This is a genomic window from Bacillus sp. PS217 (genome assembly GCF_037963535.1).
GTDB classification, from domain to species: Bacteria; Bacillota; Bacilli; order Bacillales; family Bacillaceae; genus Bacillus; species Bacillus subtilis.
This window is the reverse complement of record NZ_CP150157.1, coordinates 3412645-3424811: the sequence shown is the minus strand read 5'-3', so window position 1 is coordinate 3424811 and position 12167 is coordinate 3412645. Positions and strand designations below refer to the sequence as shown.

16 protein-coding genes are annotated in these 12167 nt (G+C 45.5%); 10 read left to right on the top strand and 6 right to left on the bottom strand.

Annotation, left to right across the window (positions count from 1 at the left end):
* From opuCB to opuCD, 3 genes are read left to right on the top strand one after another with little or no spacing between them, the layout of a single operon-like run.
* Nucleotides 1-654, top strand: a complete 654-nt coding sequence (opuCB, locus tag NSQ83_RS17850; RefSeq protein WP_003228349.1) for a glycine betaine/carnitine/choline/choline sulfate ABC transporter permease OpuCB — start codon at nucleotides 1-3, stop codon at nucleotides 652-654.
* A gap of 19 nt (nucleotides 655-673) precedes the next feature.
* Nucleotides 674-1585 (top strand): osmoprotectant ABC transporter substrate-binding lipoprotein OpuCC, encoded by a 912-nt coding sequence (gene opuCC, locus NSQ83_RS17845; RefSeq protein ID WP_015384655.1) that lies wholly within the window; start codon nucleotides 674-676, stop codon nucleotides 1583-1585.
* A 17-nt stretch (nucleotides 1586-1602) separates the two neighbouring features.
* Entirely contained in the window at nucleotides 1603-2277 is a 675-nt protein-coding gene (gene opuCD, locus NSQ83_RS17840) for a glycine betaine/carnitine/choline/choline sulfate ABC transporter permease OpuCD (protein WP_014478003.1), read from the top strand.
* Between the two features lie 31 nt (nucleotides 2278-2308).
* Here opuCD and NSQ83_RS17835 read toward each other — a convergent pair whose 3' ends face one another.
* On the bottom strand, nucleotides 2309-2842 hold the full coding sequence (locus NSQ83_RS17835; RefSeq protein ID WP_014478002.1) for a GbsR/MarR family transcriptional regulator: 534 nt from the start codon (nucleotides 2840-2842) through the stop codon (nucleotides 2309-2311).
* 283 nt (nucleotides 2843-3125) lie between these two features.
* Here NSQ83_RS17835 and opuBA point away from each other — a divergent pair, with 283 nt between their 5' ends.
* The 4 genes from opuBA to opuBD are packed head-to-tail and all read left to right on the top strand — an operon-like array spanning nucleotide 3126 to nucleotide 6571.
* Nucleotides 3126-4271, top strand: a complete 1146-nt coding sequence (gene opuBA, locus NSQ83_RS17830; RefSeq protein ID WP_161476707.1) for a choline ABC transporter ATP-binding protein OpuBA — start codon at nucleotides 3126-3128, stop codon at nucleotides 4269-4271.
* 16 nt (nucleotides 4272-4287) lie between these two features.
* Nucleotides 4288-4941 carry a choline ABC transporter permease OpuBB gene (gene opuBB / locus NSQ83_RS17825; RefSeq protein ID WP_003228370.1) on the top strand — a complete coding sequence of 218 codons (654 nt, stop codon included), beginning with the start codon at nucleotides 4288-4290 and terminating at the stop codon, nucleotides 4939-4941.
* Nucleotides 4942-4952: 11 nt separating this feature from the next.
* Nucleotides 4953-5873, top strand: a complete 921-nt coding sequence (gene opuBC / locus NSQ83_RS17820; protein WP_198878501.1) for a choline ABC transporter substrate-binding lipoprotein OpuBC — start codon at nucleotides 4953-4955, stop codon at nucleotides 5871-5873.
* A 17-nt stretch (nucleotides 5874-5890) separates the two neighbouring features.
* On the top strand, nucleotides 5891-6571 hold the full coding sequence (gene opuBD / locus NSQ83_RS17815; protein WP_038427914.1) for a choline ABC transporter permease OpuBD: 681 nt from the start codon (nucleotides 5891-5893) through the stop codon (nucleotides 6569-6571).
* 39 nt (nucleotides 6572-6610) lie between these two features.
* On the opposite strand, the gene NSQ83_RS17810 is transcribed toward opuBD, so the two are convergent.
* From NSQ83_RS17810 to rghR, 4 genes are all read right to left on the bottom strand, one after another.
* Nucleotides 6611-8311, bottom strand: a complete 1701-nt coding sequence (locus NSQ83_RS17810) for a methyl-accepting chemotaxis protein (protein ID WP_198878502.1) — start codon at nucleotides 8309-8311, stop codon at nucleotides 6611-6613.
* A 127-nt stretch (nucleotides 8312-8438) separates the two neighbouring features.
* Nucleotides 8439-8765 carry a catDE operon transcriptional regulator CatR gene (gene catR / locus NSQ83_RS17805; RefSeq protein ID WP_003242888.1) on the bottom strand — a complete coding sequence of 109 codons (327 nt, stop codon included), beginning with the start codon at nucleotides 8763-8765 and terminating at the stop codon, nucleotides 8439-8441.
* Between the two features lie 91 nt (nucleotides 8766-8856).
* The gene (locus NSQ83_RS17800) at nucleotides 8857-9276 is read right to left on the bottom strand and encodes a helix-turn-helix transcriptional regulator (protein ID WP_014480905.1); all 420 of its coding nucleotides are present in this window, start codon (nucleotides 9274-9276) and stop codon (nucleotides 8857-8859) included.
* Between the two features lie 29 nt (nucleotides 9277-9305).
* Nucleotides 9306-9713 carry a transcriptional repressor RghR gene (rghR, locus tag NSQ83_RS17795; RefSeq protein WP_003220034.1) on the bottom strand — a complete coding sequence of 136 codons (408 nt, stop codon included), beginning with the start codon at nucleotides 9711-9713 and terminating at the stop codon, nucleotides 9306-9308.
* A 151-nt stretch (nucleotides 9714-9864) separates the two neighbouring features.
* Here rghR and NSQ83_RS17790 point away from each other — a divergent pair, with 151 nt between their 5' ends.
* Nucleotides 9865-10098 (top strand): helix-turn-helix transcriptional regulator, encoded by a 234-nt coding sequence (locus tag NSQ83_RS17790; protein ID WP_009968172.1) that lies wholly within the window; start codon nucleotides 9865-9867, stop codon nucleotides 10096-10098.
* A gap of 33 nt (nucleotides 10099-10131) precedes the next feature.
* Here NSQ83_RS17790 and NSQ83_RS17785 read toward each other — a convergent pair whose 3' ends face one another.
* Nucleotides 10132-10905, bottom strand: coding sequence for an alpha/beta hydrolase (locus NSQ83_RS17785; RefSeq protein WP_198878503.1), 774 nt, complete (start codon nucleotides 10903-10905; stop codon nucleotides 10132-10134).
* A gap of 148 nt (nucleotides 10906-11053) precedes the next feature.
* Between NSQ83_RS17785 and secG the strand changes: the two genes are divergently transcribed.
* Nucleotides 11054-11284: a preprotein translocase subunit SecG gene (gene secG, locus NSQ83_RS17780; RefSeq protein ID WP_003220028.1), complete on the top strand. Its 231-nt coding sequence runs from the start codon at nucleotides 11054-11056 to the stop codon at nucleotides 11282-11284.
* Between the two features lie 131 nt (nucleotides 11285-11415).
* Complete coding sequence (locus tag NSQ83_RS17775; protein ID WP_003242610.1) at nucleotides 11416-12156, top strand: carboxylesterase; 741 nt, start codon at nucleotides 11416-11418, stop codon at nucleotides 12154-12156.
* The last annotated feature ends 11 nt before the right edge of the window (nucleotides 12157-12167 follow it).

Here is a 12167-nt window from a genome sequence, read left to right as displayed (position 1 = left end):
ATGAATCAAATGATGACTTTTTTGCAAACAAACGGCGGAGAGCTGCTGTATAAAACAGGAGAGCATTTATATATTTCACTCATAGCCGTTGTATTGGGCATTATCGTTGCAGTGCCGCTCGGCGTTGCTCTTACCAGAATGAAAAAAGGCGCAGGTGCGGTTATCGGTTTCGTAAACATTGTGCAAACCCTGCCGAGTCTGGCGATTTTAGCCTTTTTTATTCCGCTTCTCGGCGTAGGAAAAGTGCCTGCGATTGTCGCTTTATTTTTCTATTCGGTACTGCCGATCTTGCGCAATACGTATACCGGCATTAAAGGTGTAAATAAAAACCTCCTGGAATCGGGGAAAGGAATTGGCATGACCGGCTGGGAGCAGATTCGGCTCGTTGAAATTCCGCTGGCGATTCCCATCATCATGGCGGGGATCCGCACATCAACGATCTATCTAATTGGCTGGGCGACACTTGCGTCGTTTATCGGGGGAGGCGGCCTCGGGGACTATATTTTTATCGGACTGAACCTATACCAGCCTGAATATATCATTGGCGGTGCCGTGCCTGTCACAATTCTGGCAATTATTATTGATTATGTTCTGGCTGTGACAGAACGAAAGGTGACGCCGAAAGGCTTGCAAGGGATGAAGGAAGTTTCGTAAGGAGTTGGCACTGTTGAAAATGACAAAAATCAAATGGCTTGGCGCGTTTGCTCTCGTCTTTGTCATGCTGCTAGGCGGCTGCTCTCTGCCGGGTCTAGGCGGCGCTTCTGACGATACGATCAAAATCGGGGCGCAGAGCATGACAGAATCAGAAATTGTAGCGAATATGATCGCGCAGCTTATTGAACATGATACAGATTTGAATACTGCTTTAGTGAAAAACCTCGGCTCAAACTATGTTCAGCACCAAGCGATGCTGGGCGGTGACATTGATATTTCAGCCACGCGCTATTCCGGAACAGATTTAACAAGCACCCTCGGCAAGGAAGCGGAGAAAGATCCGAAAAAAGCGCTGAACATTGTGCAGAACGAGTTTCAAAAGCGCTTTTCTTATAAATGGTTTGATTCCTACGGCTTTGATAACACATATGCCTTCACCGTAACAAAAAAGTTTGCGGAAAAGGAGCATATTAACACCGTGTCTGACCTGAAGAAAAATGCTTCCCAATATAAATTAGGCGTCGACAATGCTTGGCTGAAACGAAAAGGCGACGGGTATAAAGGCTTTGTCAGCACATATGGCTTTGAGTTCGGCACAACTTATCCAATGCAGATCGGGCTAGTCTATGACGCAGTCAAAAACGGGAAAATGGATGCGGTTTTGGCTTATTCAACGGATGGACGGATTAAAGCATATGATCTGAAAATCTTAAAAGACGATAAGCGTTTCTTTCCGCCGTATGACTGTTCACCGGTGATTCCGGAAAAGGTGCTTAAGGCGCATCCGGAACTTGAAGGTGTGATCAATAAGCTGATTGGGCAAATCGACACGGAAACGATGCAGGAACTTAATTATGAGGTGGATGGCAAGCTGAAGGAGCCGTCTGTCGTAGCAAAGGAATTTTTAGAGAAACATCATTATTTTGACTAAGAAAAGAGGTGGATCATATGGAAGTACTACAGCAGCTTGGCACATACTATTCGCAAAACGGCGGTTACGTGCTGCAGGAGTTTTACCGCCATTTTCTGATGTCGGTGTATGGCGTTTTATTTGCCGCCATTGTTGGAATTCCGCTCGGCATCCTGATAGCCAGATACAGAAGATTAAGCGGATGGGTTTTTGCGGTCACGAATGTCATTCAGACCATCCCGGCTCTCGCCATGCTCGCCGTGCTGATGCTTGTCATGGGGCTGGGCGCTAATACGGTGATATTGTCATTATTTCTGTATTCTCTTCTGCCGATTATCAGAAATACGTATACTGGGATTATCAGTATTGAGCACGCCTATCTTGAATCCGGAAAAGCAATGGGGATGACAAAATTTCAAGTGCTGCGGATGGTCGAGCTTCCGCTTGCGCTTTCTGTCATAATGGCCGGCCTGCGCACCGCGCTTGTCATTGCCATCGGCATTACGGCCATCGGGACATTTGTCGGTGCTGGCGGTCTCGGGGACATCATCGTCAGAGGATCAAACGCCACAAACGGAACCGCGATTATATTAGCGGGAGCGATCCCCACAGCTCTGATGGCGGTGATTGCCGATTTGGTCATGGGCTGGCTTGAACGAGCATTAAGCCCGATTAAAAAGAGAAAGAAGAAAAATCTGGCAGGTGCCGCATAAGAAAAAACGCCTTGTAATGACAGGGCGTTTTTTACGGCTTCGGCACATATTTAAAAATTTCTTCGCTCTCAAAAAACTCAATCAAACGGCTGAGCCAATTATAATAATCAAGCCATTCCTTTAATTCTTTCAGCAGTTCATTCACTTTTTCTTCCGCTTCAGGAGTAAGCTCTTCATCCAACACGCTAAGCAGTTCCCGATTGAGTTTTTTATGCATCATTTTGTTTTTGCTGACGACTTTGCTCCAGGTGGCTGAAAACAGCGTGATAAATGTTTGATAGTAGTCCTGCTCAACCTCATATAAATCTTTTCGCACGCCTTTTTCGAACACCTTCTCGGCAATGTTGGCATCAAGCATTTCCCGCACTACCTGGCTCATGCGTGTTTTGCTCATGCCGGTAGCCTCAGATAATTCCGTAAGCGTCATCGGTTTTCGATTCATATAAATAATGCCCAGCACTCGTCCGACGGTAGAGGGCATTCCAAATGCATGCATGTTTTCCGCGATTCTTTCTATAAAATGGTCCTCGGCTTGTTCAATGATCGTTAACGGATCTTTCTCCAACGGTTTCATCCTTTCAGCTAACAATTCCGATGTCAATATACCACATTTTTGATACGGCGAAAATGCTGTCAAAAGAGAATTTGGCAGGAAATTGGAGCAATAAGGAGATCAACACACGTCAATGCGGGTAAATCAGCGTTTACACATACTTTATAAATAATATGAACAAATTGTAAACTTTTTATTTTATAAACTTTATTCTATAATGGGAAGCATTCAATTGTCTGAAAAATTAAATTTAAACTGAACAAATTGAATAAACTTAATTTTGGAGGTGCGATGTTTGCTGACATTAGAAAATGTCTCGAAAACATACAAGGGCGGCAAAAAAGCTGTGAACAACGTAAATCTTAAGATTGCAAAAGGCGAATTTATCTGCTTTATTGGGCCGAGCGGCTGCGGAAAAACGACAACAATGAAAATGATTAACCGATTAATTGAGCCTTCCGCCGGAAAGATTTTCATTGACGGCGAAAACATCATGGACCAGGATCCTGTAGAGCTCAGGCGCAAAATTGGCTATGTGATTCAGCAGATCGGCCTGTTTCCCCATATGACCATTCAGCAGAATATCTCACTCGTCCCAAAACTGCTGAAATGGCCGGAGCAGCAGCGGAAAGAGCGGGCGCGTGAGCTTTTAAAATTGGTCGATATGGGGCCAGAATATTTAGACCGTTACCCTCATGAATTAAGCGGGGGGCAGCAGCAGCGAATTGGTGTATTACGGGCACTTGCCGCGGAGCCGCCGCTTATCTTAATGGATGAACCGTTTGGGGCACTCGACCCGATTACGAGGGATTCCCTCCAGGAAGAATTTAAAAAACTGCAAAAAACCTTACATAAAACCATCGTATTTGTTACCCACGATATGGATGAAGCGATTAAGCTGGCAGACCGGATTGTGATTTTAAAAGCGGGAGAAATCGTTCAAGTTGGAACGCCCGATGACATTTTAAGAAATCCGGCAGACGAATTTGTTGAGGAATTTATCGGCAAGGAGCGGCTGATTCAGTCATCCAGCCCGGATGTTGAACGGGTTGACCAGATTATGAACACACAGCCTGTAACGATCACCGCGGATAAAACGCTTTCTGAGGCCATTCAGCTGATGAGGCAGGAACGGGTCGATTCATTGCTGGTCGTCGATGACGAGCAGGTTCTGCAAGGCTATGTCGATGTTGAAATCATTGATCAATGCCGGAAAAAGGCCAATCTCGTAGGTGAGGTTTTACATGAAAATATATACACAGTACTGGGCGGCACACTGCTGCGCGACACGGTCCGCAAAATTTTAAAACGGGGTGTCAAATATGTTCCCGTTGTGGATGAAGACCGACGCCTGATCGGAATTGTGACGAGGGCAAGTCTGGTCGACATCGTGTATGACTCCCTCTGGGGAGAAGAAAAGCAGCTCGCAGCATTGTCATAGGGAGGGGCGATAAGTCATGCATCATATTGTTCAATTTTTGCAAACCAATGGGGGCGAGCTTCTTTATAAAACATACGAGCATATTACGATATCGCTCATTGCTGTGATCTTAGGCGTGCTGGTTGCCGTCCCCCTCGGAGTTGTACTTACCAGAATGAAAAAAGGAGCCGGCACCATTATCGGCATTGTCAATATTATTCAGACGCTGCCGAGTCTGGCCATCCTCGCTTTTTTTATCCCGCTCCTTGGTGTAGGGAAGGTTCCGGCCATTGTGGCTTTGTTTTTCTATTCCGTATTGCCGATTCTTCGCAACACGTATACCGGCATTCGCGGCGTCAACAAAAATCTGCTCGAGTCTGGTAAAGGCATCGGAATGACGCCGGCTGAACAAGTCCGCTTGGTGGAGCTGCCGCTTGCCGCGCCAGTGATCATGGCGGGAATCAGAACATCGACGATTTACTTAATCGGCTGGGCCACGCTTGCTTCCTTTATCGGAGGCGGCGGATTGGGTGATTACATTTTTATCGGACTGAATTTATATCAGCCGGAATATATCATCGGGGGCGCGGTACCTGTCACGATATTGGCAATTGTGATTGATTATGTGCTGGCAGTTGCTGAACGAAAACTGACACCCGCCGGCATGCAGAGATTGAAGGAATTGTCATAAGGAGGCGGCTCATGAAAAGAAAATATCTCAAATTAATGATAGGTTTAGCACTTGCGGCAATGCTGACGCTGAGCGGCTGTTCGCTTCCTGGTCTCAGCGCTGCTGCAGACCAGACCATTAAAATCGGCGCGCAAAGCATGAGCGAATCAGAAATCATCGCCAGCATGCTTGGCCAGTTGATCGAACACCATACTGATCTCAAAACAACAACGATTAAAAATCTTGGCTCCAACGCGGTGCAGCAGCAGGCTTTAATGAACGGGGAAATCGACATTGCGGCCACAAGATATACGGGAGACGCGCTGACAGGCACGTTGAGAATGGAACCTGAAAAAGATCCGGACAAAGCGCTGGCGCTTACTCAGCGGGAGTTTAAAAAAAGATATGATTTAAAGTGGTATGACTCCTACGGGTTTGATAATACATATGCCTTTACAGTCAGCAAGGAGCTGGCCGACCAATACCATTTAGAGACCGTATCAGACGTTAAAAAATGGGCGCCGCAATTAAAGCTGGGCGTTGATAACTATTGGATGAAGCTCAAAGGAAACGGCTATCAGGATTTTACGAAAACCTACGGCATGACATTCGGCGGCACGTATCCGATGCAGATCGGCCTTGTGTACGACGCGGTGAAAAGCGGAAAAATGGACATTGTGCTTGCGTATTCAACCGATGGAAGAATCAAGTCCTATGGTCTCAAAATGCTAAAGGATGATAAACAATTTTTCCCGCCGTACGACTGCTCTCCGGTTGTTCCGGAAAAGGTGCTCAAAGAACATCCTGAGCTTGAAGGCATCATCAAGAAAATGCTCGGAAAAATCGACACAGCCACGATGCAGGAGCTTAACTATGAAGTCGACGGCAATCTCAAAGAACCGTCTGTCGTTGCCAAGGAATATTTAGAAAAACATCGCTATTTCGAATCGTGAAAGGGGGGAAGAGGTCAATGAACGTGCTTGAACAGTTAATGACGTATTACGCGCAGAATGGCAGTTACGTCATGGATGAATTCGGCCGCCACTTTCTCATGTCGGCTTACGGCGTATTGTTTGCCGCTGTCGTCGGGGTTCCGGTCGGAATCCTCATCGCGCATTTTCGCCGTTTGTCAGCCTGGGTGTTTGCCGTGACAAACGTTATTCAAACAATCCCGGCGCTCGCTATGCTGGCCGTCTTAATGCTTGTTATGGGGCTCGGCGCAAATACCGTGATTCTATCATTATTCCTGTATTCCCTGCTGCCGATTATTCGAAACACGTACACAGGCATTATCAGTATTGAACATGCCTACTTAGAATCGGGTAAAGCAATGGGCATGACGAAATTCCAAGTGCTCAGAATGGTTGAGCTCCCGCTCGCACTTTCTGTCATTATGGCGGGCCTTCGCACGGCTCTCGTCATTGCCATCGGAATTACAGCGATCGGCACATTTGTCGGTGCCGGAGGCCTCGGGGATATGATCGTCCGCGGCTCAAACGCAACAAACGGAACTGCGATTATTCTAGCCGGAGCGATACCAACTGCGGTGATGGCGGTAGGGGCGGATTTGCTCATGGCCTGGCTGGAGCGGGCATTAAGTCCGGTGAAGAAAAAAAGAACCGGGGCGAAACACGTTCAATCAGCTGCATAGAATAGAAAAAGAGGCTGGAGTCCAGCCTCTTTTTTCTATTTAAATCGTAAACTGACCCATCTTCTCATTAAGCTCATTGGCCAGTTGCTCAAGCTCTTCAGCATTTAGAAGCACTTGATCCATCGAATGGGCGGATTGCTCGGTTATTGAAAATGTTTCTTCAATGCCGGCGGCCGACTCTTCGGATACAGAAGCGATATTTTCAATCGATTGATTGATAGTAATCGATTGGTTTGTTAACTGTTTCAGGCCATCCGTTACTTCCTTAATGCTGTCTGCAACATGGGTGACGGATTGCTTGATATGCCGCATAGCCTGTCCGGTGTCTGTCAGGTTTTCCGTTCCTTTTTCGACTTCTGTAAAGCTGCTTTCCAAGTACGTAATGACAGTGTGGATCTCCTGCTGTGTCCCGCCTACAATCCGGGTAATATCCTGCACGGAATCAGAAACACCGTCAGCCAGCTTTCTGACCTCCTCTGCCACAACGGCGAAGCCTTTGCCGCTTTCTCCTGCGCGGGCAGCTTCAATTGCGGCGTTAAGGGACAGCAAATTCGTTTGCTCGGCAATTCCGTTGATGACTTGAACGAGCTTGTTAATATCCTGAGAATGCTGTTCAAGTGATCTCACTTTATGCACGGCCTCTTCAACAATATGATGGATGGTTTTCATTTGCTGTAATGACGTATCCATATTTTCGTTTCCGCTTACCGCGAGTTCGAGAACGTTTTGAGACGTATCGCTGATGGTGATGCCGTGATTATAGGCTTTATCAATGCTTTCGGTAAACTCATTCATCGATTCGGCAATCGTCACGGCGTCTTGGGCCTGCTGTTCAGAGCCCTCAGCCATTTCGTTCATCGTCTCGGTAATATGTTTGCTGCCGGATCTTGTTTCATTCGTTGCGGTTGCAAGCACCTGTGAAGAAGAAAGAACCCGGCTTGATATGTCTTTAGAATATCCGACAATATCTCTCAGATTCCCTACCATTTTTTGCAGCGCTTCATTCAGATCACCCAGCTCGTCTTTTGAGTTGAGCGGCTCCATATCGTTCGACAAATCGCCTTCGGCAATATGATTGGCAGATTCCTTCATGCGAATGATAGGCTTTACAATGTTTCGCGTGATATAAAGCCAGATGAAAATGCTGATGAGGATCGAAGCTGCCACAAGCAAAGCAGTGTAAATGAGCCCTTTATGATAGACGGCCTTCGTTTCTTTTACCGCTGTGTTGCTGCCTTCTTGATTTAAGTCAACAAGCTGAGTGATTGTTTTTTTCATATCCTCAAAGCTGGCCTCAGTCTGAACCAATAAACCTCTTGCTTTGTCCATGTCATTCGTGCGGCCGCTTTCGATAATTTGCGCATGAATATCCATATAGGTATTCACTTCAGTTTGAAGCTGCTCGAACAGTTTCTGCTCTTTATCAGTAGAGATCGTTTTTTCGTAGTTATCGAGCTTTTGGTTAATGTCTTCCATGATTTGATTCATTTCTTGATCAAGTGTATCCATTTTGCTTTTGTCTGTATAAATCAGAAAGTCCTTTTCTTTAGAAGACAGGTGCTCGGTTACATAATTAATTGAAGTGATTCCTTTGATGCCGTCAATCCATTTTGTGTTGATTTCATCTGTTTTTTGAATGATATGCTGCATATTAAGAACGCCTATTCCGCCTACAAGTAAATTGATCAGGATCAGTGTCAAAAATACCAGGCTGAATTTGCGGGAAATCGTCAGTCGCATATAGTGGTCTCCTTTAAAAACGTAATGTGTGGATGTACTATATATCGGCTGAGAAATCGTTTTTTCACCTGGGAAAAAATAAAAAACGGCTCTTTTCTCGTCTTTGAGATCAGAACCGTTTTAGCAATTAGTCAAGAAAGGAAGGGTCAATCCATTCAGTCGCCCATTTAGAAATCTCACCTAAAATGGGTGCTAGCGCCTTTCCTTTATCAGTCAATGAATATTCGATGCGAACCGGAGTTTCAGGGATGACATCCCGCTTCACTACTCCTTCAAGCTCAAGTTCTTTCAGCCGTTCTGACAGAACTCTGCCGCTTAGATTTGGAAGTGCTGCTTCAATTTCGCTAAATCGCTGAGACCCGTTCAAGAGCTGAAATACGATTAAAGCGACCCAGCGTTTACTTAAGATGTCGACTGCTTTTTCAAATCTAGGACACATTTCTGATTGGTTCATACTTTTCACCTCGTCTGTCACTATTATAACGCAAATAACGAGGGAGGGTATGCAAGCGTGATTGATAAAATATAGAAAGAGAAACAGGGGATTATGAGGAAGAGGCGCGTTTTTTTGCTTCTGAAGACAAAAAATCGAAGTATTTGCTGAGATTTTCAATATCCTGCTTTGAGAGATGTTCCCATTTTTGACTATTGAAAATCGGGAGGTGCTCCGCTCCGCGAGTGACAGCCGTCTGGTAAATTTCATAAACGGATTGATAGCTTTCAGATGCTTCGCGGATTTCTTCAGGAAAGGCCTGAATATGGCCTGCGGCGGCCATTAGGTTTTCGTACGGCACTTTCAGGACGGCTGCCAGTTTTTTAATCGTGGCGGGTTTTGGCGTCCCGCGTTTGCCGTTTTCAATTTTTGAAATGGTGGCCGAGCTGATGCCTGAGTACACCGCAAGCTGATTCACTGTCAGTTTGCGGGCGCGGCGCAGCTCCCGTAATTGCTGTCCGAACGGTGACATGGTCTATCGCCTCACATTTCTATCAAGAGTCAGTCATCAGCAGACCGTTTTTTGGCTTCGTCTGAAATAAACGAAAAATAATGATCCAGCATGAGCAAATCTTCTTTATTGAGATATTGCCACTTTTCGTTCTCAAGAAGCGCAAGGTTTTTCAGGTCATAGGCCTCCGCTTTTTCAAGCAGCTTGCACTTCGTTTCGTAAGGGGCCCTGGCTTCATGCACTTCTTCGATGTAACCAGCCTTGTACATAAGCCCCTCATAAGGAATTTTTAAGGCCTCTGCCAGTTTTTTGATGGTGGCAGGTTTGGGAACGCCCCGTTTTCCGTTTTCGATTCTGGAGATGCCGGCCGCGCTTACGCCTGAATAAGTCGCCAGCTGGTTGACTGTTAACTTTCTCTCTTCACGCAATGCCCGTAATTGTTCGCCAAAGCTTTCCATATATCTCACCCCGTCCCTCACTGTTACTCATATTTTAGTATGTTTATTGACTAAAGGGAATAGGTAGACTGGAAATGTATTGACAAAAGTTAACATAAGCCGTAATGTAAAAGTATAGAAAAAAGTTTTTCAGGAATGGAAGGTGAGGAAAGTGCCAGTAGAAAAGATACAGATTAGACGTGATTATGTCTTGCAGTATATGGTTAATAACGATTATTCCCTTAATCAGCTTGCGCTGGAAATCGGAGTCTCACCCGCCACACTGAGCCGCGTGCTGAATGGAGAAAGACGGCCGGGGCAGCTTGTGATCGGTAAAATGCTTCACTATTTTAATTTGAAATTTGAGGATCTTTTTTACTATGATTTTGTTGACAAAAGTCAATAAAATATAGAAAACGCAAGGAGATCCAAGCGTTTTCTATATTGAATGATGTGTCAGCACAAACCCTGTCACCAGCTCATTGCACGTTTTCCATTGTTTTGTCGGCAATTGATGTCCCTGATATTCCAATCTGAAAAATTCGGCATGTCTGCACGATCTTCGGTAATAGCCTGCGTTTGTAAAGGTCCAGTCCCGCAGGCCGCCATACATAAACAGCATTGGCATTTCTAGGCGGGGCAGCTGTTCAATGCAGTTGTAGCCAAGCGAATCCAGATAATACTGATGCCAATGGGCCAGGTCTGCTTTTTTCATATGGTCTGTTAATATGCTGCGAAGCTGTCTGTCTTTTGTGTGGCTGCCAGCGAGTATTTTCATGAGCAAACCGGGGTTTTTTTCAAGCAGATACATTCCCAGTTTGTGCAGCTTCTGGCCGATTACGTTATGAACAGCGGGGTAGGCGCCGGACAGAATAAGGTGTGACACTTTGTCCGGGCGGGTGAAGCCGATATGCTGCGCGATTAAGCCTCCGGCAGAATACCCGAATAACACAGCTTTATCAATGTGCAAAGCGTCCATGAATTGCGCGATCTCGTTTGCGTAATAGGAAATAGACGCTGGCTGATCGATATGATCACTATCACCGTGGCCACTTAAATCGGGAAAAATCACCCTGAAATGCTTGGATAGAAGGCGCTGATAATAAAAAACCTTGCGTCCCATGCCCGGCGGGTGGATAAAAATGATAGGGATTCCCTGTCCATATTCTTCATAAAAAAGATGTTTCCTGCTGTCTATGCTGATAAGCGGCATCGCTTTTCTCCTTTGGCCTTTTCATATGAATAGGGTAACCAAGATAAAACGTCTTATCCGGCCTTTTGGCGTCTGATACAGCGTGACATGCCAACCCTTTTCATGTAAAATAGAAGTAATGTAGCCAGTGAGTCTGGAGGTGTATGGGATGCACGCAGTTTTGATTACCTTATTGGTTATCGTCAGCATTGCACTTATTATTGTCGTTTTGCTTCAATCCAGTAAAAGCGCCGGATTATCTGGTGCGATTTCAGGCGGAGCGGAGCAGCTCTTCGGGAAACAAAAAGCAAGAGGTCTTGATTTAATTTTGCACCGCATTACGGTAGTGCTGGCAGTCTTGTTTTTCGTGTTAACGATTGCGCTTGCTTATATCCTATAGGGCAATGTTTGTATAAGGTCTGATGTGAAGTCAGGCCTTTTTCACGTTTCTGGCTGATATTCAAAACGTTTTTTTCTGATTAAACTGTGGAAAACTATAATGATCGTGCAGATAGAAAGGGAGACATGAACATGAAAGTTGTGACACCAAAACCATTTACATTTAAAGGCGGAGACAAAGCGGTGCTTTTGCTGCACGGCTTTACAGGCAATACAGCGGATGTAAGGATGCTGGGACGATATTTGAATGAACGCGGCTATACGTGCCACGCGCCTCAATATGAAGGACATGGCGTCCCGCCTGAAGAACTTGTACATACGGGGCCCGAAGACTGGTGGAAAAACGTAATGGATGGCTATGAATACTTAAAATCTGAAGGCTATGAGAGCATTGCTGCCTGCGGACTGTCGCTTGGCGGGGTTTTTTCGCTGAAATTGGGTTACACTGTACCCATAAAGGGAATTGTCCCAATGTGCGCACCCATGCATATTAAGAGTGAAGAGGTCATGTATCAAGGCGTTCTTTCATACGCTCGCAATTACAAAAAGTTTGAGGGGAAAAGCCCGGAGCAAATTGAAGAGGAAATGAAAGAATTCGAAAAAACGCCGATGAATACCCTCAAGGCGCTGCAAGACTTAATTGCTGATGTGCGGAATAATGTCGATATGATTTATTCACCGACATTTGTGGTGCAGGCCCGTCATGACCACATGATTAATACCGAAAGCGCCAATATTATTTACAACGAAGTGGAAACTGATGATAAACAGCTGAAATGGTACGAGGAATCAGGGCATGTCATTACACTCGACAAAGAACGTGACCTCGTCCATCAGGATGTGTATGAATTTTTAGAGAAGCTCGATTGGTAATCAACAGGAGG

Bases quoted from the DNA above. Each gene is read 5' to 3' on its own strand.
- catR (WP_003242888.1), bottom strand. From the start codon at position 8,765: ATGAACCAATCAGAAATGTGTCCTAGATTTGAAAAAGCAGTCGACATC.
- NSQ83_RS17775 (WP_003242610.1), top strand. From the start codon at position 11,416: ATGAAAGTTGTGACACCAAAACCATTTACATTTAAAGGCGGAGACAAA.
- opuBC (WP_198878501.1), top strand. From the start codon at position 4,953: ATGAAAAGAAAATATCTCAAATTAATGATAGGTTTAGCACTTGCGGCA.
- secG (WP_003220028.1), top strand. From the start codon at position 11,054: ATGCACGCAGTTTTGATTACCTTATTGGTTATCGTCAGCATTGCACTT.
- rghR (WP_003220034.1), bottom strand. From the start codon at position 9,713: ATGGAAAGCTTTGGCGAACAATTACGGGCATTGCGTGAAGAGAGAAAG.
- opuBD (WP_038427914.1), top strand. From the start codon at position 5,891: ATGAACGTGCTTGAACAGTTAATGACGTATTACGCGCAGAATGGCAGT.
- NSQ83_RS17800 (WP_014480905.1), bottom strand. From the start codon at position 9,276: ATGTCACCGTTCGGACAGCAATTACGGGAGCTGCGCCGCGCCCGCAAA.
- NSQ83_RS17810 (WP_198878502.1), bottom strand. From the start codon at position 8,311: ATGCGACTGACGATTTCCCGCAAATTCAGCCTGGTATTTTTGACACTG.
- opuBB (WP_003228370.1), top strand. From the start codon at position 4,288: ATGCATCATATTGTTCAATTTTTGCAAACCAATGGGGGCGAGCTTCTT.
- NSQ83_RS17785 (WP_198878503.1), bottom strand. From the start codon at position 10,905: ATGCCGCTTATCAGCATAGACAGCAGGAAACATCTTTTTTATGAAGAA.
- opuCC (WP_015384655.1), top strand. From the start codon at position 674: ATGACAAAAATCAAATGGCTTGGCGCGTTTGCTCTCGTCTTTGTCATG.
- opuCB (WP_003228349.1), top strand. From the start codon at position 1: ATGAATCAAATGATGACTTTTTTGCAAACAAACGGCGGAGAGCTGCTG.
- opuCD (WP_014478003.1), top strand. From the start codon at position 1,603: ATGGAAGTACTACAGCAGCTTGGCACATACTATTCGCAAAACGGCGGT.